Origin of the sequence: Salicibibacter cibi (genome assembly GCF_016495865.1) — a bacterium.
Classification (GTDB): domain Bacteria; phylum Bacillota; class Bacilli; order Bacillales; family Marinococcaceae; genus Salicibibacter; species Salicibibacter cibi.
Genome location: NZ_CP054706.1, coordinates 2,152,749 through 2,175,796, shown reverse-complemented (window position 1 = coordinate 2,175,796; position 23,048 = coordinate 2,152,749). Strand labels below are relative to the sequence as shown.

Below are 23,048 nucleotides of genomic sequence, written 5' to 3'. Positions count from 1 at the left end.
TCGCCCTGCGCTTTCCCACAGGAGTCTACGTGTTTTTCCTTCGCTCGCTAGTGGTATAACCATATTTAATCACGAATATCAACCATTGATTTTAGTGTTGACCCTAAATTGTAAATGAAAATGATGATAAATATTTACGGAAACATTGAGGGGGCAGCTGGATTTGGACGTTGAAGGAAGAAAAAAAGAGCTGCTCAGCGGCAACCCCTTTTGTTTCCCGGATCAACGGATACCTTTGCCCGACTCGACTAAACGGTGACACCCCGCTCCATCCCGTACAAAATCCAAGGGGAGGGGAGCGCGAATGGATGGTTGTCCGGGAGAAGGTTAACTTCTTCTTTGGTGAGATCGGTCCATACGTAGGTGTCTTCCCCCGTTTGTTTTTTCAACGTGTGGTATTCAGTAGAAACGGTCTCCCATAAACCATTTTGAGACCATAGATCGCTCCATGGGTAAACGACATGCAAGTAATGATATTTTTTCTGATCGGTTTTTGCGATGAAGAATCGCGTTTGGCTTTTATTTTCATAAAAAGACCAGTTTTGTAAAAGGTTATCTGAAAATAACGCCGGTGACGCGGGAAAGGGATAATAGCATTCGAAAGGAAAAACTTTAGCCGATTGAATATAGGTTTTTTCTAGCCATTCCCGCTTCTTTTTTAAATCATCGATCGGCAGCCAAGGTTCGCTGCCCGATTCCAGTGAAGTTACATTGTCGGTTGTGGCATTAAATAATGTGGTTTGTGGCGTTAAGCCCAGCTTTTCAAGCACACGTTGCGCAGGCGTATTATGTTCTTGGGTATTCGCGCCGACCCACTGGATTTCCGGATGCTCCCATGCCTGTTCGATCACATAGGTCATTAGCTTTGTGGAAAAGTTTTGTCTTTGCACGGATTGGTTACTCCGAAGTCTTCCAAGCATGGCATAGCGGTTTGCATAAACGGTATAACCACCTGTACTGATAAGCTCGCCATCTATAAATAGCCCATAAAGTCGATGATTTCCGGTTACTAAACGATCAAATATTGCCAGGATGTAGTCATCTTCGATCCCCGTGTTCATTTTTTTATACCGAGGTAAATCTTCAACGTGCAATTGCCGAATCAAAAGGTTCACTCCTTATTTTCCCTACCTTCGCCAATTGTAGCTGGATTTTAAAGGTGGCGCAAAATAATTCTACCTCGAAGTTATAATTGTGTAATGAAAAGAAATGACAGGGGAGTGAGCATGTGACGGGTTTCAAGATTGGGAAACGATCGGGTATGGAGGGCGGACTCAAAAAGAAGAAATCGCTGGTTTCGGGGCTATCACGATCTATCCAGCTACATAGGGACTGCTGAATAACGGAAAAAGCCTGGCACATAAGCATTTTTCCGTTGGTGTTGTCAAAGCTGGGTGCAAGGAAATCCATCCTATAAGCAAAAAAACCCTTGCACTTCCGGCAACGTACGGAGGGACGGTGCTGCAATGGCGAGACTCCAGCGGAAAAACGGACGCGTCAAGCCCCCGCAGCGCCGGTTTTTGCGCGAGGAGGCTTGACCGTTCGTCCACGGAAAGCGAAGCCATGGAAGCGGCATCCTGGCTTCGGCTGATAGCTGCATGTTATTCAGCAATCCCTGCATATTTCGTTCGATCCTCGTTTTATCAAAAGCACCCGGGGTACACTTTGGCCCCGGGTGCTTTTGATATCTTTACGTAATAGAAGCTCGATAAATAGAGTCTACCGCTTTTTGAAGCGTGTCATTAAATTCATCAGCAGTTTGATTGACATTCAAATCTTGGGTGAGCGCTCGGGAGAAACTGGCGATGAGGTTCTTGTTATCGGTCAGTTTGTCATTCGCTTCGTCGGTCGGGTAACCGCCGGACAGAGCGACAACACGCACGACATTTGGATGGTCAATCAGTTCCTTGTACGTGTTTGCGACGGTTGGAATTGTCAGCTTTAACATCACGAGATCGTCTTGGCCGAGTTGATCGAGGTGGCTGTGAATTTCCGCCTTTAATATTTCCTCACATTTTTCTTTTTCCGGACTGTTAATATCCACTTCCGGTTCGATAATCGGAACGAGTCCTGCTTCAATAATCTTTTTGCCAATCTCGAACTGCTGATCAACCACAGCTTTGATGCCTTCCGGACTGGCTTCCTTAATCACGGAGCGCATTTTGGTTCCAAATATATTCCGTTCATTCGCCCGTTTCAATATTTCATCCAAGTCGTGGATCGGCTTCATCATCTGCACGCCATTTGACTCCTCGGCAAGGCCTTTATCCACTTTCAGAAAAGGAACAACGCCCTTTTTTTCAGCCAAGTAATCGGCTGTGTACATATCGTCGATTTTTCGGTCCATCGTTTGCTCAAACAGAATGGCGCCGAGGATATGCTCGGAATCAAAGGAAGGGGAGGTGATGATGCGTGTTCGCATCTCGTGGACTAAATCGAACATCTCATCTTTGTTCGTATACTCGTCTTCCGAAATGCCATATAGGGCCAGTGCTTTTGGCGTACTGCCGCCACTCTGGTCAAGTGCTGCGATAAACCCATTCCCATTTTGGATTTGTTCAAATTGCTTTTGTTGCATGCGTGACACTCCTTACGGTGTTAAGGTATTTGGAATAAAAAAACGTATGTAATGCAGGGAAGCAGTTACACTCTCATTATATCATTAAATGGGGGAAGGTTGTAGTGATTGTTCAGTCTTTTTCGATGGCAAGAACTAATAATGAGCGTGTTATAATGACCCCACAATAACTGGAAAAGATATCTGGTCATTTAGGCGAGGAGGTAAATACATGAGAGAAACTATTGAACGTTCATGGAATAGATGTGAAAAAGCCGGTTTAGACCGCTTTCAAGAAGAAATGGAAAAACGAATGACCGCTCCTCAATTCGAAAAACTAAAAAAATCACATGATGGCCTACTGAGTGTTGCTGCTCCAATAATTCAGGACTTACACGATATAGTATATGGCACTGGATTCCTGACCCTTTTGACCACTGAAGAAGGTGTTGTGATTAAAGTATTTAATGATCCTTCAACTGAATCTTTCATTCAAAAATATAAGCTGCAATCTGGACGTATTTGGAGTGAAGATGTTACTGGGACAAGCGCTATTGGGCTTGTGGTTCATGAACGGCAATCAAATCAAGTCATAGGCAAAGAGCATTATTGGGAGCGTTTACATGGCATGACTTGTTCTGCAGCTCCTATCAAAGATGAAGAGGGTATCCTACGTGGCATTCTAAACGTTTCCGGACCTGTCGAACTTGTACATGAACATACACTTGGAATGGTAGTCTCAGCAGCAAAAGCTATAGAGCGGCAATATGCTCTAAATCATAAGATCTCTGAGAGTAATCAGATAAATCATACTCTGAGCATGTTGCTTGATGTGATCGAAGATGGTGTATTGGTCGTTAACCAATCTACTAGAATTATAAATACAAATGAAAGAGCGGCCACTATATTAGGAACCACTTCGAAATCATTGTTAGGTCAAAAGGTGAGCGACATTTTTGACGATTCAAAACTTCTAGAAGCTATGCGCACTTTCTCCACCCTGAAAAATGAACAAGCAATGGCATTAAATACAGGAAGATCATGTTTATTACAGGTGAAACCAGTTTCGAATATAGCGAATTACACGACAATTGTAGTAACATTTCGTGAAGTCAACCAAATTCATCGTCTGGCACGTAGCGTGGAGGGGAATGAAGCTTATCGATCAATACAATCTCTTAAGGGTAGAAGTGAACTCATGAGTCGATTACGTAATAAAATTGATCGAATAGCCCGTTCAGATGCTACGGTCCTTTTGTTGGGGGAAACAGGAAGTGGAAAAGAGATCGTTGCACATAGCATTCATAATTTAAGTCACCGCCATAATGGTCCTTTTGTTGTTGTTAATTGTGCGGCATTGCCACGTACTCTGTTAGAAAGTGAACTTTTCGGTTACGAAGGAGGGACATTTACAGGCGGATGGAAAGATGGAAAACCTGGAAAATTTGAGATTGCAAACGGAGGTACACTTTTTCTTGATGAAATAGGTGAAATGACACCGGATATGCAAATCAATCTCTTGCGTGTGCTTCAGGAACAAATGGTTACTCGTTTAGGTGCCAATCATGCCATATCGGTCGATATTCGTATCATTTCAGCTACGAATAAGGACTTAAAAGTTGCAATGGAGTACGGTGAGTTTCGGCAAGATTTGTATTATCGATTAAATCTACTAAGGATTCCTATTCCCCCATTACGCGAAAGGCGAGAAGATATTGAAGAATTAGTCACTTGGGTCATCCGGAGACAGTGGAATGACTACGCAAGGAGTTTTACACCTGAAGCGATGGCATTGTTAAAAGACTACGACTGGCCTGGTAACGTAAGGGAACTTGAAAATATTATTTCTCGCTGTCTTATCATGAGTGATTCTTCTGTAATAGAGCGTGATGAAGTCCTCAATATTATTGACGAAGATATACAAAACTACTCATTTAAAGATAAAGAACTGGTTGAAGATGTAAAAAAAGATATATTTATAAAAGCTTATTATCAAAATAATGGCCATGCTTCAAAGATAGCAAATCAATTGGGAGTGAGTAGAGCAACAGTATATCGGTGGAAAATGAAATTTGGATTATAAGCGTATCAAAATGAGATTAAATGACTCAAAATGATACATTCTCGCTTCAATATATAAGATAGAAATTTATCGAATGCCTGACTATAAAGAGTTAGTTATTGTCGGCATGAAAATTGCATATTAACAAGAAAAGCGCAAGTAACCAATATTGTAAGCGCTTAAATTAAAATAGGAGGGATTCTTCATGTCAAAAAAAGTTCTTATTGTCACGGGCGATGCAGTTGAATCATTAGAAGTTTATTATCCCTATTTTAGATGTTTAGAAGAAGATTTTGAACCGCACATTGCAGCAGGTTCAGTCAAAAAGCTTCACACAGTTATTCATGATTTTGAGGACTGGGACACCTATACCGAAAAGAAAGGTTATGGCATTGATGCGACGCTTGCTTTTTCAGACATTGTGGAAAATGAATTTGATGCTTTAATAATTCCTGGCGGCAGAGCTCCTGAACACATTCGTATGGATGGGGAACTTCAAAACATTGTAAGACACTTTTTCGAGACAGAAAAGCCAATTGCAGTCATGTGTCATGGTAGTCTTGTTTTTACTCCTATTGCGGATGTTGTAAAGGGTCGAAAAATGACTGCATATCAGGCTTGCAAGCCCGAGGTAGAAAGCATGGGAGCTGAGTATGTAAACAAGATGAATTATGTCGACGGTAATCTCGTTTCAGGTCATGCCTGGCCGGATTTACCGGCAATCATGAAAGAATTCATTAAAAAGGTAAAAAAGATACCGGAAAGGGTATAAAATTTTAATATCAGGAGGATTTTATCATGTTTCGTACAAAATCAGGCCATGAATTGTTTATCATTGACGCCCATATTCACAACTGGAATGCTAGCCGAGAAAATCAACTAAATGATTATGGGAAGCAGTTTATCGATTGTTTTTATAATTACCAACGGAATCTATCTCCACCAGAATATATTTGGGATTACGATGATTTTTTAAAGCCAGATCATAACAGGTTGATAGACGATGTTTTTAACCGTGGCTATGCTGATATGGCAATATTTCAACCGGTACCATTAACTGATTTTTATCGGGAGCCATTTGGTTCGGTAGAAAATGATTTGGAGTTATCACAACGTTATCCGGGACGTTTTATTTGTAACAGCAGTTTCGATCCTAGAAATAAAGAGGAAGGGTTGAAAGTTTTAGAAGATGAAGCTAAAAGATTCCAATTACAAGGAATTAAACTATATACAGCTGAGTGGCGGGGGGATTCAAAAGGATATAAATTAACAGATTATTGGTCGAAAAAGTATTTGGAAAAATGTGAGGAACTGGGTATACGGAATATTCACATTCACAAAGGACCTACCATTACCCCACTAAACAAAGATGCATTTGATGTGGGTGACGTTGACGATGTAGCCAGTACATTCCAAAATCTAAATATTATCGTAGAGCATGTTGGATTGCCCCGATTAGAGGATTTCTGTTGGATTGCAACGCAAGAAAAGAATGTTTACGGAGGCTTAGCTGTTGCGATGCCATTTGTATATGCCCGTCCCCGTTACTTCGCACAAATTATCAGTGAACTGTTATTCTGGCTTGATGAGGACAAAATTATATTCAGCAGCGATTACCCAATTTGGGAACCGGGCTGGATTATTGAGAAGTTTGTTGATTTTGAGTTGCCAGAGGATATTAGAGAGGAAACGGGAGCAGTATTTGATATAAACGTCAAAAGAAAAATTCTTGGAGAGAATATTGCTCGACTATACAACATTGATATACCAAAGCAAAAAGAAATCCTTAAAAGCAGCCCTACAGATGGGATTAGGGGAGGTCTATTGTTTAAAACTAAACAAGTTTATGACAGTCTTGAGTTAGTTATGGATCCTGAACTTGACCGATCATTACTGGAGATGGATTTCATTGAGAATGTAGTAATAAATGAGGGGTCAGTTCATGTGATCTTTAGGCTCCCTACGTATTGGTGCTCACCTAATTTTGCCTATATTATGGGAGAAGATATTCGTGATGAAATCCTACGATTGAAATGGGTAAAACATGTACAAGTAACATTGTTGGATCATTCTGAATCAGAAAAAGTGAACAGAGGTGTAACGGAAGGGTATTCATTCGAGGAGATGTTTCCTGATAAAACGGATGGAAGTGGACTAGATGAGTTACGTTCCATTTTTAAAAGGAAAGCATTTTATGCTCGCCAGGAACGTTTGTTGCAATATTTAATCAGAAAGGGGCAATCAAAAGATTTTATTTTGGCTTTGACAATTAATGAAGATCTCTTAGAATCTATAAGTGATCGTAAGTTGGAGTATTTGGTCTTGAATTATTTGGACATCCGCAAGGATTTTAATCTATCTAATAGTTTACTGATCACTGACCATACGGGGAAACCGATAGAGAAAGATGATTTTGATCAACATTTATTACATGCCAGACGTTCGCGACTAACTATGGATTTTAATGGACATTACTGCCAAGGATTATTGAAAACCAGATATGTAAACTAAGGCACAGTATCGTTTAGAACACTGACTGAGTGAAGGGAGAGGGATTAGCATGAAAGCCTGGCGCTTAAAAGAATTCGACCAACCGTTGGAGTATGAAGAAATTCCTAATCCGGAAATCGAAGACCCAACGGATGTTATTATTAAAATCGGTGGAGCAGGTGTTTGCCGCACAGATCTTCATTTGATCGAAGGTGTATGGGATAGAGCATTGGAAACGCCGCTGCCTTTTACCATTGGACATGAAAATGCCGGGTGGGTTCATCAAAAGGGGTCCAGTGTAACGATGTTTGATGTAGGGGATCCCGTGATTGTTCACCCTGTTGCTAGTTGCGGGAAATGCTTGAAATGCCGAGCAGGGGAGGACATGCATTGTGAAAACCTTGTGTTCCCGGGATTAACGGATGACGGTGGATATGCGGAATATTTAAAGACGTCTGAAAGGGCGCTTATAAAACTGGAAAATGGGGTGAAGCCTGAGGAAGTTGCCCCTTTAGCCGATGCCGGTATTACTGCGTATCGAGCTGTTCAACGGGCAACGCCTTTTGCAAGACCGGGGACTATGACTCTTCTTATAGGAATGGGCGGCCTTGGACACATTGCAGTGCAACTCATGCGAGAGTTTGGGAATTCGGACATTATTGCGCTTGATACAAATGAGGAACGATTAGAAATGGCGCTCGAATATGGGGCTGATCACGGGGTGCTGGCAAAAGACGGTATGATTGACGAAGTATTAAATCTTTCAAATAACGGAAATGGTGTTGACTTGATTATCGATTTGGTAGGAGAAGACGACACGCATGCGAATAGCATGAAAATGCTTAAAAAAGGTGGCTCTTACTTCGTTGTCGGTTATGGCGGAGCATTGCACGTCCCATCCCTAGATATTATTAACAATGAATTCAGTATTATAGGCAGTCTCGTCGGAAACTATAATCAATTATATGAACTCATGCAGATGCATGCGAAAGGAAAAGTTCGACTCCACTCAACAACGTATCCAATGAGTCAAGCGAATGACGTATTGAAAATGCTGGATGAAGGCAAGATCAACGGTCGAACCGTGTTAGTGCCATAAATAGGAACGCCCACCCCACTTCGATTAAAGAGGGAAGATGATATTGAGGCGGGGTTTTTCCTTTGATGGAAAATTAATTATATCTTGTCACTCTTCCTTGCTTCCACTTTTGATGAACGGTAATATACATGATGAAGGAGGCGGTTTTTTGGAACCAGCGTCTTATTGGATCGAGCGTTTACATATGAATCCACACTCGGAAGGTGGCTACTTTGTTGAGACCTTTGCTTCGAGTAATAAGATGGAAACGTCTTCCGGTTATTTGAGAAAAACTTATTCCAGTATTTACTTTTTGCTTGAACCGAGCATCAGTCCCATTTTCATCGCTTAAAAAAACGATGACATCTGGTATTATCATGCTGGATCATCGCTCACTGTGCATATGATTCACCCCGATGGCGTTTATGAAGCCGTTGAAATAGGCCCGGATCTTGACGTAGGGCAAAAGCTGAGTACTGTCGTGCCGCCCGGAACTATTTTCGGTTCAAGCGTTCACTTGGACTATGCACTCGTGAGCTGCATGATCTCTCCTGGAATTGAATACGAAGACTTTGAGCTTTTTACGCAGGGACTATCCGCAACACGAGCAGGTGATTCGAATAATGGCCTATGAAGCATTGCCGGAAAATAAATAAATCTATGATGTGTGGGTAAAGAGTGAATCAGTAAAGATCATGTTACGGATGTGCATAAAATGAGGAATCTATCAAAACAGAAGATCGTAGCATGGCTCCTTGTGATTGGATGGATGGGGCTTATTTTTTATTTTTCGCATCAGTCGGGGGAAGCGTCGAGTTCGCTTAGCGGTGGAGTGACGGAAGTTGCGTATCGTTGGAGCCAACGTCTAATCCCGTTTGTGACCATCGATTTTGAAACCTTTCATACGTTGATTCGCAAGGCGGCGCATGTGGCCGTGTACGTCGTGTTCGGCATTTTTGCTGTCCATGCGTTACGGGTTTCAACAACCGCTGGGAGGATGCGGCGAATCGTCTTGTGGGCGTGGTTGCTTTGCGTCTGTTACGCGATTACGGATGAAGTGCACCAGCTGTTTATTCCGGGGCGGAGCGCGGAAGTAAGTGACGTCGTCCTTGATAGCATCGGTGCTATCGTAGGCATTAGCGTTTATGTGATCGTGAGGGGAAAGTGGTCTTTTAGAAGAGTTATGGCACCATTAACAGGTAAGAAATAGAAATGAAAGGTGCCATGAACGACCCATGGCACCACGGGAAAGAAAAAACGGCAACAGGTGGTGCCAATGTGCCGCTTCCATGGCACCGATTAGGGCGAGAATACTCCAATATGGGGTGTCATGAAGCGCTCAACGCACCTGCCTCCGATGCACCTATCTCTTGTTTGCAAACTCAATAAAATAATCCAACATTTCCGGATTTTTCATCGAGCCTTCGTTCACCGCTTTTTCAATTGGTGTGCCCATAAGGATTTTTTTGATGGGGACTTCCATTTTTTTGCCGTTTAATGTGGTGGGCACTTCGTTGATTTTGAAAATGTCGTTGGGCACGTGTCTGGGAGAGCAGTGCTCGCGGATGTTTTGCTTGATTTCTTTTTCCAGTGTTTCGGTCAATGTGGCACCTGCTTTCAGTACGACGAAAAGCGGCATGTAGTCGTTCCCGTCCGGATTGCTGATGTCGACGACGAGGCTGTCTTCGATTGCTTCCACCTCTTCGACGGCGCTGTAGATTTCACTCGTTCCCATGCGAATGCCGCCGCGGTTAATCGTGGAGTCGGAACGTCCGTAAATCTGGCAGCTCCCTATGGACGTAATTTTGATCCAGTCCCCGTGTCGCCATACGCCGGGGAAGTCGGCAAAATAGCTATCATAGTAACGCTCATTGTTCTTGTCGCCCCAAAAATATATCGGCATTGATGGCATAGGCTTGGCGAGCACAAGTTCTCCGACTTGATCGAACATCGGTTGAGCGTCTTCCGTATACGCTTGCACATCTGCCCCGAGTGCCCGGCATTGGATTTCGCCCGCGTGTACGGGCAAGAGTGGGGACCCGCTGACGAATGCGGAACAAAGGTCTGTCCCACCGCTGACCGAGGCGAGCCACAGATCTTTTTTCACATTTTCATAGACCCATTCCGATCCTTCCGGCGGGAGCGGCGAACCGGTAGAGGCGACGCTTTTCAAGTGCTCTAATCGATAAGTGTCCCCGGGTGCCACATCGTTATTTTTATTTGCCATTAAGTAGCTCGCACTCGTGCCAAAAACGGTCACGTCTGTTTCCTCTGCGAATTGCCAAAGCGTGTCCATCCTCGGGTACGTCGGGCTCCCATCATATAGGACAATCGTGGAACCGGTGAGTAAACCGCTTACAACGATATTCCACATCATCCATCCGGTCGTTGTAAACCAAAAGAAGGTATCCTCCGGTTTTAGATCGGTGTGGAAAGCCAATTTTTTCAGATGTTCGAGCAAAATGCCGCCTTGTCCTTGCACGATCGCTTTCGGAAGTCCGGTCGTCCCGGATGAATAAAGGATCCAGAGCGGATGGTCAAAAGAAACATAGGTGTAGGTGAGAGACGTCGACCGGTTATTTTCCATAAAATCTCGCCAGTACTTCACATTCGTTAGCGCCTCGGTGTTCGGTTCCTGTGACAAATAGGGGAGGACGATCGTTTTTTCCAGTGTCGGGATCGCTTTTTGAATTTCACGTACCGAATTAATCCGCTCATGATCTTTGCCGTTATAACGATACCCATCGACGGCAACGAGCAATTTCGGTTCGATCTGCTGAAAACGATCCACGACCGTTCGGCTGCCGAAATCCGGGGAAGCGCTCGACCAAACAGCTCCGATGCTCGCGCACGCCAAAAAAGCAACTGTTGCTTCAGGGATATTCGGCAAATAAGCAACGACCCGATCCCCAGGTTTGATGCCTTCAGCTTTTAATCCTGCGGCAAATGAAGCCACTTGTTCGTACAGCGTTTGCCACGTTATTTTCTCCGTCGGACGAATTTCCGACTTGGAAATGATCGCCGTTTCCTCCGGCCGGGCGCGGCGAAAGGCATGTTCCGCATAATTAAGCTTGGCACCTTCGAACCATTTCGCGAAGGGAACGCCTTCGGCGTCCAACACACGTCGGTAGGAAGGATTTGCTTGAATATCAAAATAAACCCATAACGTTTCCCAAAAATCTTCGACGTTTGTAACGGACCATTCCCATAGTTCGTGATAGGCATTAAACGTCAATCCTTTGTTGTCTTTGAGCCACGTCATGTAATCGTTGAGATTGGATTGGTTGATAAATTCCTGCGACGGTTCCCAAAGAAGGGATCCTTCTTTCACTGGCATTGTGTAACCTCCTGTTGTTTTCAATGAGAATATATTCATTGTATCATAGGAAAGCGCTTTTTTGAGCAGTGTTTCGCTGTCCTTTCGTTTAGCATGATCTTCTCCCTTATGATAGACTGTGAAAAAGAGCGTTGGGGAGTGATAGGATGGCTAAAATCGGACGTAACGAACCGTGCCCGTGTGGAAGCGGGAAAAAGTATAAACAATGTTGTTTGAAAAAAGAAAATAAAGTTATAGATATCGCAACGAAGATGGCAGCGCAAGAATTGGAGCAGTTAAACGAGGAACTGGAAGAATTTGCGTTTCAATATAGCGACCGCTTTTTTGCTTTGTTTAAAGATTATGTACGTGAAAATAACTGGGACATCGATCCTGATTATGAAGCAGAATATTATGTGTTGTTTGTAGGGTGGGCAATTTTCAATGCTCCGTTGGTTGAAGGAGGAGAAACGGTTTTTCAAACGTTTTTGGATGAGCAAAGAAGCGCATTGCGTCCCGAGACAAAAGCTAGGATAGATGAGTGGGTAACGGTGCCCGGCATGTATGAAGTCATTGATCATATTGATGACGATCATTTTAAAGTGGCTTCATTGGAAACCGGTGAACGCGATGTGTTCTGCGATAAAGAGGACGAGTTGCCTGAAATCGGAAATGGTGTGGTCGGAATCTTCGTCCCCTTTGACAACAACATCAACCATTTTTTGTTCACCTATGATGAGTTTCCCTTGGAGTGGCTGCAAAGCGTATATGAGCAATATCGAAGTGACTTGGACCTTGCCCGTTTCTCAAACGCGATGAAAAACGAATACCCCTTTGTTTTGTACGATCTGTTTAACGATGAAGCGGACCCGCGTGAATTAATCGATACGTATGAATGGGCTTCGAAAAAACATCAGGCGGTGATTGAACTTTTATATGAAACGAACAGACCGATTTGGGATGATGACCTCCTCAATTTCGCGATTGAAGTATGGCAGGAGTTTTGCGAGGACGAAAATCCCCTTGTGAAAAAAGAAGCGGTATTTGCCGCCGCACTTGAATATCTAGTAAATATGATGGAAGGGGATGAAGCTACGCAAAAAGAGATCGCGGAAAAATACGGGATATCCCCGAGCACTTTATCGCAACGGTATCAAGAAATGAACTATTTGATGTATGATTTTTTCGATGATATCATCGACGATTTTTCGCCATTTGACCCCGATACGGAAGGGGCTTCGGAGTTAGCGGAGCAACTTTTTAATGAATTAAAACAAACGGTTGAAAGCAAAGAATTTTCGTCTGAAGAAGAGATTGAACAATTTATAAACGAACTTCTTCCGACCGATCTGCCAATGGATAACCAACCGAGCACAAGCGAGGTCACCGGAGATCAGATCGATCGATACGTGCGTTTGGCAGAAAAAGCAGACACGGTGGAAGAACAAAATGATTTGTATTTTGATGGCATGATCAAGGGCGAAGCGGAGTTCGGCCCGGGTTTTTTTGAAAATAATCGTGGGTTATTTTGGGGGCTCACGGAGACAAGGCCGTACATGCGAGCCAAACAAGGCTACGCTGAGACGTGTGAGCAATTGGGCGCTTTGGATCTCGCGACGGAACACTACCGAGAACTGCTAGACTTAAACGAGATGGACAATCAAGGCATTCGCTACCTCTTGCTTGGCGCGTTAATGAAGGCGGGCGACTATGAAGAAGCGAAAGAACTTGTGAATGAATATGACGAGCCGACAGCCAATATGGGCTACAATCGCGCTTATGCTGAATATAAGCTAAACGGATGGACGAAAAAAGCGGAGAAAGGCTTAAAAGAAGCGATCGATCAAAATCCGCACGTTCCGGAGTACTTGCTCGGAAAAAGAAAAATTCCGGAAACGATCCCCCCTTTTTATGGAATCGGAGATGAGAACGAGGCCATCGATTACGCGCAACGTTACGCTGAGTTGTGGCAATCGGATCAGGTGTTGATACAGAATTTGAAGGCATTAATTTAGGGAATGCTGAACAACTTGCAGCTATCAGCTGAAGCCGGGATGCCGCTTCCATGGCTTCGCTTTCCGCGGACGAACGGTCAAGCCTCCTCGCGCAAAACCGGCGCTGCGGGGTCTTGACGCGTCCGTTTTTCCGCTGGAGTCTCGCCATTGCAGCGCCATCCCTCCGTACGTTGCCAGACGTGCAAGGGTTTTCTGCTTTTAGGATAGATTTTCTTGCATCCAGTTTTGACAACATCAACGGAAAATGCTTATGTGCCAATCTTTTTCCGTTATTCAGCAGTCCCTAATTTAGGGGGATAATCGCCAAAGACCACCTGCTGATAGGGTGGTCTTTTGGCTTCTTACTCTTAACCTTTCTTCGAGATCGTCGCGATAACAATCCCGGAAATAATCAGCGCAGATCCGGTCAATACGCCAATAGTCATTTGTTCGCCGAGCAAAATGCTGCTGAACGTTAATCCGAAGATCGGAACGAGTAATGTGGAGATCGTCGCGGTGACCATATCAATTTTGCTGATGATAAAAAACCAGGCGGTAAAAGCTAACGCTGAGGCGAGCACACCGGTGAATAAAACATAATAAATGCTCGCTGCATTAAAAACAATCGGCTCGCCCCATTCCGTGATGAGGGCAGCAAGCGTGATGCCAATGGACCCGAAGAACATTTGCATGGCAGATACTTGCAATTGCGATAGCCCGGACACGTGACGTCGATAGTAAATGTTTGATATCGCCCAAGCGATGGCGGCAATAATGATCAGAAGTTGCCCAAAGATCACCTCGAATGATTGTCCGATCCACATATCCCACCCGACAATCGTAAATAGCCCGATGATCCCGACAATCAAGCCTGTTAGCTTCGCCGGGGTTATTTTTTCGCCAAGGAATTGAACGGCGAGGAGGCTGCTCCACATCGGCATGGAGTACAGTAGGACGGAGGATTGGCCGGCGTCGACGAATTCTAGGGCGTACATGACGAGCGTGAATACGACCGTTGTTTGCAGGAAGCCGATGACGACCAAATGTTTCCAGTATTGTCGGGGCGGAAAGCCGATTCTCAGGATCCATACGACGAGGAGCAGTGTGACCGCGCCGGTGCCGAAACGAAACGCCGAAAACGTGAACGGTCCCATGTATGTAAGCGCGTCTTTCATGAGCACCCACGCATAACCCCAAAGGAGCGTGATGACTAACATAAGAATGTAGATGATGAGTTTGTTTGATTGTTTCATAACTGTCATTCTATCATGCTATGATGTGAAAAAGAACCGTGGCTTTTCGGCTAATAAAGTGGTGTTTTTGGCCGATATAATCAAAAAGGGGAGGGTGTTATGTTTCGGTATTTATTTTTGTTCGGTGCAATGATTATGCTTTTGGTTGGCTGTCAAACTTCTGAGGGTGGCGAGCTTCAAGGGACGGTCGTGAACATCGTGGACGGCGATACATTTGATGTGAATATTCAAGGGATGGGGGACGAGCGGGTGCGTCCGATTATGGTGGATGCCCCGGAGATCTGTCATCAACATGATCCCCCGGAATGTGAGCCGGAGCCATATGGGGATGAAGCCACAGAATTTGCGACTGAAGTTTTGCTCGGAGAAACCGTGTATCTTGAGCAAGACGAGTCGGAACGGGATCAATATGATCGGTTATTGTTCTACGTGTACGTGGAAGAAGATCGGATGTTTCAAGAAATGCTGTTGGAAGAAGGATTAGCTGAAGTCGCCGTCTTTGAGCCGGACGTGCGCTATGAAGAGGAATTTTACGAGATTCAGGAAGAAGCGCAGGAGGATGGAAAGGGGATGTGGTCAGAGTAAAAAGTCGACTCGTATGGTTTAACGCTTGTCGAAGAGGGGTTACTTGAAATGATCGAGCTTAATGCTAATAGATGAAGGATGTGAACAACGTTTCTAATAAGAGAATGGACAGTGGTTTGCTCATTTTAATTGTTGAATGTTCTGCTAATCGGTTTAATGCATGCATTTTCGGCGATACTTGAGAAGTATCATGGATGATAGCTGCTGTAAGCATTTTTTCACAGTGCCAATGCCAACATCATAAATCCCAGCCATGACAGTTTAAAACCTAATGACATTTATCGTCCTTTTTTCCGTTAAAGCAAAATGATGGACATGTGTTTTCATCTGTCAATGTTCAAATTCGGTGATTGGCCGTCATTTGGCGTGGTTTTCTTCTGAGCAGGGCACGTGTAATTTCATGGAAATATATGGTGAACGAAAGCCTTTGTCTTTTCATTTTTGACGCCATCATAATCAGGCGTAGGAACTTTCATGGTGTCATTGTTGCCCATGGACGCCATTATATGCTGGATTCTGTAGGTTAATGGCGTCAAACGTTTGTACTCTGACATCATTTGTAAACACGCTTTTCATTAACGTTTCGCTATTCTAAAGCTTCATTTTAATTTTGGCAGAGGCTTACAGGAAAGATAACAGAAATATGCTGCCTCCAGGTATTTGCTTTTGTAAAGATCCAATAGGCTACTTGTCATCCATGCGTATTCAACTTTTCGTTAGGATGTGTTCATTATATTATGGCAAGAGTCACCTTTCTCGAATTTTCGTTAAAAAATCCTTGATATATGCTTGGTATTCATCATTTAAATGAACTGTATTATGCCCCTCTCCTTCAATCATATAGCTCTCCTTGGGACCGCGCCATTTTTTCACGAGGGATTTCGAATATTCCGGATCAACAATCTCATCTTCCCCGGCGATTAGCGCCAACAACGGATGCTCCATTTGTGGCGCGATTTCCGTGGAGTCGAAAGAATATCTCAACAAGCTTTCCACCGGTAGAAAAGGAAATTGGGACCGGGCGACGTTCAGAAATTCATCAAACGGAGAGACGAGAATCGTACCCTGCACACCCCTTTCTGCGCTGAGATGCGTGGCCACCGCAGACCCGATACTTCTGCCCATCGTGACGATGTTATCCTCATCAATCTCATCGCGCCCGGCCATTTCGTCATAGATCTGCAATGCGTCTCCCAACAACGCCTCTTCATCCGGGCTGCCTTCGCTTAATCCATATCCGCGGTAGTTCATCAATAACACCGACCAGTCCTCGAGTTCCGCTGTTTCGGGAATCAACTGCGATACTTCCTGCGCATTCCCGCCAAAATAAATCAGTAATGGAGCCGGTTCTTCCTCAGCGTTGGAGATCAACCACCCATGAACGTTTACTTCATCCGCCACAGGAATAGTGATCTCTTCCGTCTCGGGATGTTGGGACCGGATCTCAGCTGTTTCATCTTCCGATAGGGAAGTAGGGTGAAAAATCAGACGATGTTGAAAAAAATATAGAAGTGCAAGCACGAGGACAATAAAGACAACTCCAATAATAATTAACCAAACCCATCTGGGTAGCCCATGCATAGTTTCACCACCAACGGTTTAGGGGTAAGAATACATCTTGGAACAACAATTAGGTATTCTATTATCAAAATTAACATATTGCCTTGGGTGAATCGAATAAGTATACTCCATTTTTGAAAGGCTCATAGCGAATGGAAGCGTTGTCCACGTTCGGACACGGGTACCATGATTGGACGATCTGCTGGGAGATCGTCCAGAAAATGCCCGCTTGTCATGATGCCTTTCGATGGTTTTCTTTTTCTTCCTTCAGAACATACTTGCGTAACAGTTGAAACAGCGGGGGCAGGACGAGCAGCACTGCCATAATCCGAATGATTTGTACAGCGACGACGAAGGTTGAATCGGCATCGAGTTCAACCGCGGTGGCGGCCATTTCGGCGACACCTCCGGGTGAAAAGGCGAGGATCGATGTGATCATGTCCAGTCGTGTTTGGGAGGCGACCAGGATGGACAAAGCGGCGAGCGCAACGATTAACGCTAGCGAGCTGATGATGCCGACAATGATCACGGCTTTCGAATCTCGAAACAAATCTTTTTGCATTTTGGCGCCGATGCTTGCCCCTAAGAATAATTGGGCAACCGGCAATGCCCAGTCGGGCCACCAAAGCGTGGCTGCGGGGAAAGCTTGAGCCGAAATGAGATTGAAGGCCGCGGCGGTTACCATTGCGCCGAGTAACCAGGGCGCGGGGATTTTTATTTTTTTTGATGTGACAGCAACGATAAGTGCCAGTGCCAACAATAAAAACGTCCATCCGAATTGACCGAAGGACAGCGGCAAAACGGTGGCGTCATACGTGATACTTTGGATATTTTCGGTCGCGCCCCCGTTTCCGCCATTGAATGATAATAAAACCGGAACGGTACTGATCACGAGCACGACGCGGAGCACTTGTGTCACACTGACAGCTGCCACGTTTGCCCCAACTTCTTGTGCGTAAGCAGGCATCGCGGCAACTCCGCCGGGAGCCGTGGCGATAAAACTGGATAAAAGATCCGTTTTTGTAAAGTGAAAGAGGAAAAACCCGGTAATGAACGCAAAAATAATAGAAAGCACGAGTACAGAGAGAATGATGAGCCAATAGTTGCTGAGCGTTTCAATGAGCGTCATATTGATATAGAGGCCAAGTTGGATTCCGAGGATGCCTTGGCCAAGCCAAAGCCAACTGCTGGGCATTTCGTTTACTGCGCGTTTTAGGTTGAAAAAGTCGGGTTGGAAAATCGCGACAAGGCTACCGACCACTAGTGCACCGATCATCCATGCAATCGATAGATTCGTAAATGAAAACAAAAGTCCGCCCAATGCGCACAAAATAAAATAAACAATGTAGGGCATGTGTATTCCTTCTTTCTTGGTGCAGACACTCTATACAGTATAATAATGATACGGCGCGTGGGCAAGAGAATGGGATTATAGGGGAAGGTGTTAGGAAGCTTTGCGCAGGAGATTGGAGGCGGATGATAGTCGTTAACAAAAAATAATTTCCCATGTCTGGCATGACCGTTTCCCCGGTGATAGGATAGAAGAAGACGATCACGAACGGAGGAAACGCCATGACAATTCGATATTACATACAAACATACCTCAAATGGCTATTCGGTGTGTTTTTCGGCGCTTTTTTATTAATCATCCTGAATTACGTGTTTCTCATGGAAATAGAAGGGATCCCACTCGTCATAATACTATTTGCTCTTATCGGTATTCCGTATCCCTTTTTGCAAGCGAATAGGGATAAAAAGAAACAGGATGAGTAGGGCTTAAATATTTCACATCCATGAAACGCACCCCACAATTGGTATTTTGTCCGGGTGCGGTTTTATTTTTTAGATGAATTTATGGGCTTTTGAATAAGCTCCAATCGTGCAATATAATGGTAGTAAGGGGGCGGGTGCAACTGTGACAAAAAAGAAGAAATGGCCGCTTCAATACCGGATCATGGTTTATGCGATGGCACTTTTATTCGGAACGCTGCTGCTAGCGGGTATACTCATGGCTTATTCACAAGCCGAGCAGGCACGGCAGTCGTTGGAAGATCAAGCGGTACTTAGTGCGAGTCACCTTGCCGAAAGTCCGATGGTTATTGATGCGCTCATCACCGGCGAAGCGGATGAGGAGCTAAGGGAGCTGCTCGCGAATCTGCGCACCGAGAACGACTTGCTCTATATCGTCATTATGGATATGGATGGTATTCGTCTCACGCATCCGACACCCGAACGAATCGGTGAAGAATTTGTTGGCCCGGACGTTGCCGATGTGCTCGAGCAAGGTGAAGCTTATACATCTGAGGAAGTGGGCACACTCGGCCCATCGATGCGTGCATTCCGCCCAATCATCGATGATGATGAACAGATTGGCGCGATTTCGGTTGGCATTTCCACGGAACGAATTGATAACTATGTTTCGCAAAGCCAACGGATCGTTTATATTAGCACAGGTCTTAGCTTAATATTAGGTGCTGGTGGCGCATACATACTCGCTCGCCGGATTAAACGGACGTTGCACGGCCTTGAACCGGAAGAAATTGCCCAACGGCTTCAAGAGCGCGAAGCGATGCTTGAAAGTGTACACGAAGGCGTCGTTGCCACCGATAATAAAGGAAAAATCATTGTCACGAACAATACTGCTACCGCAACGCTCGGCAACTATACGCTCGGCAAGGCAATCGAAGATGTATGGCCAGCCCTTTCTATAGATGAGCAAATTTACGAAGGCAAAACGACTACTGATGACATGCAATGGTTCAAAGATATACAAATGATCACAAGCCGTATGCCCGTCATGGTTGGTAACGAAACCGTCGGTGCGCTTATTACCTTTCGTGACCGCAGTGAGCTCGACCGTGTCCTCGAACGGCTCGTCGGTGTTGAGCACTACGCTCAGCAGCTACGCCTGCAAACGCATGAATTTATGAACAAACTTCATATTATTGGAGCCATGGTCTATACAAAATCGTATACAGAACTTGAAGATTACATTGACTCTCTCTCGATTCAATACGAGAAAGGGATTAACGAAATCGGGCAACACATCAAAGACATAACCTTAGCTGGCTACATTACAAACCAAATCGAACGCTTGGAGAAGGCCGGTGTGACTGTCTATTTACATGGAGAGACGAGTTGGCCAGTACTTACAAATACTGAGCAGCTTGACAGATGGATCACTGTCATTGGCAACGCACTCGATAACGCTTATGAAGCAATGATTGACAGAAACGAGAAAACGATAGACTTAACATTCGAAAGGGATGAAGACATGCTCTGCTTTCTTTTAAAAGACAGCGGTAAAGGTTTTGATGTCAAAAAACTTCCAAGGTTTATTGAACAAGGTGTGTCATCGAAAGGTGCGCATCGCGGGTTCGGTCTCTCCCTTATGGCAGAGGCCATTATGAAAGCTGGGGGAACGTATGCATTTGATTCAACCCCGGGAGAGGGCACTGTGTTTACGGCGCGGATTCCGTTGAAAAGACAGGAGGATAAACGGTGATTAAAGTAGGAACTGTTGAGGACGAGCCTTTGGTCGTGAAATTTCACAAACTCTACTTGGAGAAGCTACCCGGATTCTTGTGGACAGGCTCCGCAGCGACACTAGCTGAGGGGAAGAGATTGGTGAAAGAAAGCAGTATAGATGTTCTGCTTCTTGACGTTTATTTGCAAGAGGAAAGTGGTTTGGACTTACTTCGTTATATACGTCAACAAGAATTGGCGCTGGACGTTATTCTTATCACATCTGCCAATGATCGGGATTCCGTACAAATTGGTTATCGATTCGGCGCAATCGATTATTTAATCAAGCCCTTTACGTATGATCGCTTTCAGGACGCAATGCTCAAATACAAGGACAGCTTGGCAGGTGATCCATTCATCTACAGTCAAGAAGATGTGGACCGATTATTTCGTGACCGGCAAAGCACTGAAACCCGCACCTTGCCAAAGGGCATAACAAAAGAGACAGCATTGCGGGTACTTGGTGCTTTTAAGGATCAAGAAGAATGGCTGACGGCAGCTGCCCTGAGTGAAGCAACAGTTATTTCACATGTGTCGCTTCGTAAATATTTACGGTACTTTCTCGAAAATAGCTGGATCGAAAAAGACGTCGTGTATCAATCATCGGGAAGGCCGCTGCAGCATTATCGACTCACTTCTCAAGGATTAAAAATAAAAAATTCCAGTTTCGTTTAATTAAAAATACTAGTCGAAATCCCTCAAATCATGGAGAATAAATTGCGTAAGCGTTTCCAAATTAGTGAGGGGGATATTTGATGAAAGCGGTATTTCAATCAACTTGGCAACATTTATGGAAACAACATCATCGTGCAAAAGATCTCATTAATATTTTTTCATATAAAAAAGATGTGGACAAGTCAGTTAAAAAGCGTGAACAAGAAGGAAAGCACAAGGCTGCAGATTCGCCGGGCGGAGATGGAGAAAACCCTAAACCGGAACAACCAAAAGCTTACGCGAAGGCACAGATCATAGGGTTGATTCTTGGACCTGCACTTTTCTTGCTCACCCTGTTATTCTTCCAACCTCCAGGACTTACTTCAGAAGCGCAAGCAGTTTTGGCTGTAACATTATGGGTTGCAACTTGGTGGGTGACTGAAGCCCTTCCTATCCCGGCAACGTCACTATTACCGATCATTTTATTGCCGATGACAGGTGCAGTTGAAGGCGATGACGTTGTTTCTTCTTATGGTGATGATATCATCTTCTTATTCCTTGGCGGTTTCTTTATCGCAACGGCAATGGAAAAATGGAATTTACACAAGCGGATCGCGCTTTTCATTATTGCCATGATTGGTACAAGTACTCAACGGATTTTGCTCGGTTTCATGGTAGCAACAGGTTTCCTTTCGATGTGGGTTTCCAACACCGCGGCTGTCATGATGATGGTCCCAATGGGCCTCGCGATTACCGCACAAGTCGCATCAGCTTTAAAAGGCAGACCAGAAGAGGAAGATTTTCCTAAGTTTGAAAAATCATTGATCTTTGGCATTGGTTATGCCGGTACGATAGGCGGTGTCGGCACATTAATCGGAACGCCGCCAAACATTATTCTTGCAGGTCAGATGAACGAAATTTTTGGTGTTGAAATTTCGTTCGCCACTTGGATGATATTCGGCGTCCCAGTTGTGGCGTTGATGATTGCGTTTGCTTGGATTTATCTCGGACGTTTTGCTTTCAAAACAAGCATTAAAGAATTGCCGGGGGGTCGTGAGGTCATTCAGCAGGAACGCGAAGGTCTAGGTAAAGCTACTTATGAAGAGTGGATGGTCGGCATCATATTCATTTTTGCAGCTTTCATGTGGATTACGCGTGAATTTTTCTGGGATGTCGATGATGGACTCATTTTGGGAATTCCAGGTCTGTCAGACGGAATGATCGCGGTTCTCTCTGCAGTGCTTTTATTCTCTATTCCGGCCAGTCGTCTAAAAGGTGGGCGCATCTTGAATTGGACCGACTCTCGTGATATCCCATGGGGAGTGTTGCTTCTCTTTGGTGGTGGGCTTGCGATCGCTCAAGGATTCACAGCATCAGGGTTATCTGATTGGATCGGTGAACAATTGACCGTTTTTGAGGGCTTTAATTTAATTATAATTATCACGGCAGCAACCATCTTAATCATGGTTCTCACTGAAATCACCTCAAATACAGCCACAGCAACGATGATCCTGCCTGTGGTTGCCGCGTTGGCTTTTGCTTTAAACATTCATCCGTTCGCATTAATGATACCGTGTGCAATGGCTGCAAACATGGCATTCATGTTACCTGTCGGAACGCCGCCGAACGCGATTATATTCGGTACCGGGAAACTCAAAATCATTGAAATGGTCAGAACCGGATTCTTTGTAAACATTGTTGCAATAGTGATTATTATTTTAGGTGTATATTTTCTCGTACCGTTAGTATGGGGGGTAGATTTAACGGTCTTCCCTGATGCGCTTCGATAATATTTTCATGCAAAAGACCGGCTCTGAAAGTATGTAAAGGCAGTTTAAAAGAATATTTGTTGGACCAAGAGGTGATTCGTAAAAGTGTACGGAGGTTATGTGAGTATTTTACGAAATCCTATTGGACGGATATCGATTTGAGCGGAAATTCCGGGAGGCGTGTCTTTTTAAAGCAGCCCTCATC

General features: G+C 44.5%; 19 protein-coding genes and 1 pseudogene. 13 read left to right on the top strand and 7 right to left on the bottom strand.

Features of this window, described 5'->3' with window-relative positions; genetic code table 11:
• Window positions 1–248 precede the first annotated feature (248 nt).
• A complete protein-coding gene (locus HUG20_RS10995) occupies window positions 249–1,115 on the bottom strand; it encodes a GNAT family N-acetyltransferase (protein ID WP_200084738.1) in 867 nt (288 codons plus the stop codon).
• 343 nt (window positions 1,116–1,458) lie between these two features.
• On the opposite strand from HUG20_RS10995, the gene HUG20_RS10990 reads away from it, so the two are divergent.
• Complete coding sequence (locus HUG20_RS10990) at window positions 1,459–1,698, top strand: hypothetical protein (RefSeq protein ID WP_200084737.1); 240 nt, start codon at window positions 1,459–1,461, stop codon at window positions 1,696–1,698.
• On the opposite strand, the gene HUG20_RS10985 is transcribed toward HUG20_RS10990, so the two are convergent.
• Window positions 1,691–2,578 carry a fructose bisphosphate aldolase gene (locus HUG20_RS10985; RefSeq protein ID WP_200084736.1) on the bottom strand — a complete coding sequence of 296 codons (888 nt, stop codon included), beginning with the start codon at window positions 2,576–2,578 and terminating at the stop codon, window positions 1,691–1,693. The two genes, HUG20_RS10990 and HUG20_RS10985, sit on opposite strands and share 8 nt — an antisense overlap.
• A gap of 211 nt (window positions 2,579–2,789) precedes the next feature.
• On the opposite strand from HUG20_RS10985, the gene HUG20_RS10980 reads away from it, so the two are divergent.
• The 6 genes and pseudogenes from HUG20_RS10980 to HUG20_RS10955 all read left to right on the top strand — a co-directional run bounded on the left by HUG20_RS10980 (window position 2,790) and on the right by HUG20_RS10955 (window position 9,397).
• Window positions 2,790–4,640 carry a sigma-54-dependent Fis family transcriptional regulator gene (locus HUG20_RS10980; RefSeq protein WP_200084735.1) on the top strand — a complete coding sequence of 617 codons (1,851 nt, stop codon included), beginning with the start codon at window positions 2,790–2,792 and terminating at the stop codon, window positions 4,638–4,640.
• A gap of 184 nt (window positions 4,641–4,824) precedes the next feature.
• Window positions 4,825–5,391, top strand: a complete 567-nt coding sequence (locus tag HUG20_RS10975) for a DJ-1/PfpI family protein (RefSeq protein ID WP_200084734.1) — start codon at window positions 4,825–4,827, stop codon at window positions 5,389–5,391.
• 26 nt (window positions 5,392–5,417) lie between these two features.
• Window positions 5,418–7,130 carry an amidohydrolase family protein gene (locus HUG20_RS10970; RefSeq protein ID WP_200084733.1) on the top strand — a complete coding sequence of 571 codons (1,713 nt, stop codon included), beginning with the start codon at window positions 5,418–5,420 and terminating at the stop codon, window positions 7,128–7,130.
• Between the two features lie 49 nt (window positions 7,131–7,179).
• A complete protein-coding gene (locus tag HUG20_RS10965) occupies window positions 7,180–8,208 on the top strand; it encodes an NAD(P)-dependent alcohol dehydrogenase (protein ID WP_200084732.1) in 1,029 nt (342 codons plus the stop codon).
• 37 nt (window positions 8,209–8,245) lie between these two features.
• A pseudogene (locus tag HUG20_RS10960) lies at window positions 8,246–8,821 on the top strand (cupin domain-containing protein).
• An 81-nt stretch (window positions 8,822–8,902) separates the two neighbouring features.
• On the top strand, window positions 8,903–9,397 hold the full coding sequence (locus HUG20_RS10955; protein WP_200084731.1) for a VanZ family protein: 495 nt from the start codon (window positions 8,903–8,905) through the stop codon (window positions 9,395–9,397).
• A gap of 153 nt (window positions 9,398–9,550) precedes the next feature.
• On the opposite strand, the gene HUG20_RS10950 is transcribed toward HUG20_RS10955, so the two are convergent.
• Window positions 9,551–11,524 carry an acetoacetate--CoA ligase gene (locus HUG20_RS10950; RefSeq protein WP_200084730.1) on the bottom strand — a complete coding sequence of 658 codons (1,974 nt, stop codon included), beginning with the start codon at window positions 11,522–11,524 and terminating at the stop codon, window positions 9,551–9,553.
• A gap of 146 nt (window positions 11,525–11,670) precedes the next feature.
• Between HUG20_RS10950 and HUG20_RS19170 the strand changes: the two genes are divergently transcribed.
• On the top strand, window positions 11,671–13,518 hold the full coding sequence (locus tag HUG20_RS19170; RefSeq protein WP_246476388.1) for a tetratricopeptide repeat protein: 1,848 nt from the start codon (window positions 11,671–11,673) through the stop codon (window positions 13,516–13,518).
• Window positions 13,519–13,542: 24 nt separating this feature from the next.
• Here HUG20_RS19170 and HUG20_RS19515 read toward each other — a convergent pair whose 3' ends face one another.
• Together HUG20_RS19515 and HUG20_RS10940 are read right to left on the bottom strand one after the other, a co-directional pair.
• On the bottom strand, window positions 13,543–13,677 hold the full coding sequence (locus HUG20_RS19515; RefSeq protein ID WP_281392394.1) for a hypothetical protein: 135 nt from the start codon (window positions 13,675–13,677) through the stop codon (window positions 13,543–13,545).
• Window positions 13,678–13,865: 188 nt separating this feature from the next.
• Window positions 13,866–14,750 (bottom strand): DMT family transporter, encoded by an 885-nt coding sequence (locus HUG20_RS10940; protein ID WP_246476387.1) that lies wholly within the window; start codon window positions 14,748–14,750, stop codon window positions 13,866–13,868.
• A gap of 99 nt (window positions 14,751–14,849) precedes the next feature.
• Between HUG20_RS10940 and HUG20_RS10935 the strand changes: the two genes are divergently transcribed.
• Window positions 14,850–15,335, top strand: coding sequence for a thermonuclease family protein (locus HUG20_RS10935; RefSeq protein ID WP_200084728.1), 486 nt, complete (start codon window positions 14,850–14,852; stop codon window positions 15,333–15,335).
• A gap of 747 nt (window positions 15,336–16,082) precedes the next feature.
• Here HUG20_RS10935 and HUG20_RS10930 read toward each other — a convergent pair.
• Both HUG20_RS10930 and HUG20_RS10925 read right to left on the bottom strand, forming a co-directional pair.
• Window positions 16,083–16,916, bottom strand: coding sequence for an alpha/beta hydrolase (locus HUG20_RS10930; protein WP_200084727.1), 834 nt, complete (start codon window positions 16,914–16,916; stop codon window positions 16,083–16,085).
• 211 nt (window positions 16,917–17,127) lie between these two features.
• Window positions 17,128–18,249 carry an AbrB family transcriptional regulator gene (locus HUG20_RS10925; protein WP_200084726.1) on the bottom strand — a complete coding sequence of 374 codons (1,122 nt, stop codon included), beginning with the start codon at window positions 18,247–18,249 and terminating at the stop codon, window positions 17,128–17,130.
• 218 nt (window positions 18,250–18,467) lie between these two features.
• On the opposite strand from HUG20_RS10925, the gene HUG20_RS10920 reads away from it, so the two are divergent.
• The 4 genes from HUG20_RS10920 to HUG20_RS10905 all read left to right on the top strand — a co-directional run bounded on the left by HUG20_RS10920 (window position 18,468) and on the right by HUG20_RS10905 (window position 22,864).
• Window positions 18,468–18,668, top strand: a complete 201-nt coding sequence (locus tag HUG20_RS10920) for a hypothetical protein (protein WP_200084725.1) — start codon at window positions 18,468–18,470, stop codon at window positions 18,666–18,668.
• 142 nt (window positions 18,669–18,810) lie between these two features.
• Window positions 18,811–20,400: an ATP-binding protein gene (locus HUG20_RS10915; protein ID WP_200084724.1), complete on the top strand. Its 1,590-nt coding sequence runs from the start codon at window positions 18,811–18,813 to the stop codon at window positions 20,398–20,400.
• Window positions 20,397–21,095: a response regulator gene (locus tag HUG20_RS10910; RefSeq protein WP_200084723.1), complete on the top strand. Its 699-nt coding sequence runs from the start codon at window positions 20,397–20,399 to the stop codon at window positions 21,093–21,095. Before HUG20_RS10915 ends, HUG20_RS10910 begins: the two co-directional genes overlap by 4 nt.
• Window positions 21,096–21,175: 80 nt before the next feature.
• The gene (locus HUG20_RS10905) at window positions 21,176–22,864 is read left to right on the top strand and encodes an SLC13 family permease (RefSeq protein WP_200084722.1); all 1,689 of its coding nucleotides are present in this window, start codon (window positions 21,176–21,178) and stop codon (window positions 22,862–22,864) included.
• Window positions 22,865–23,048 lie beyond the last annotated feature (184 nt).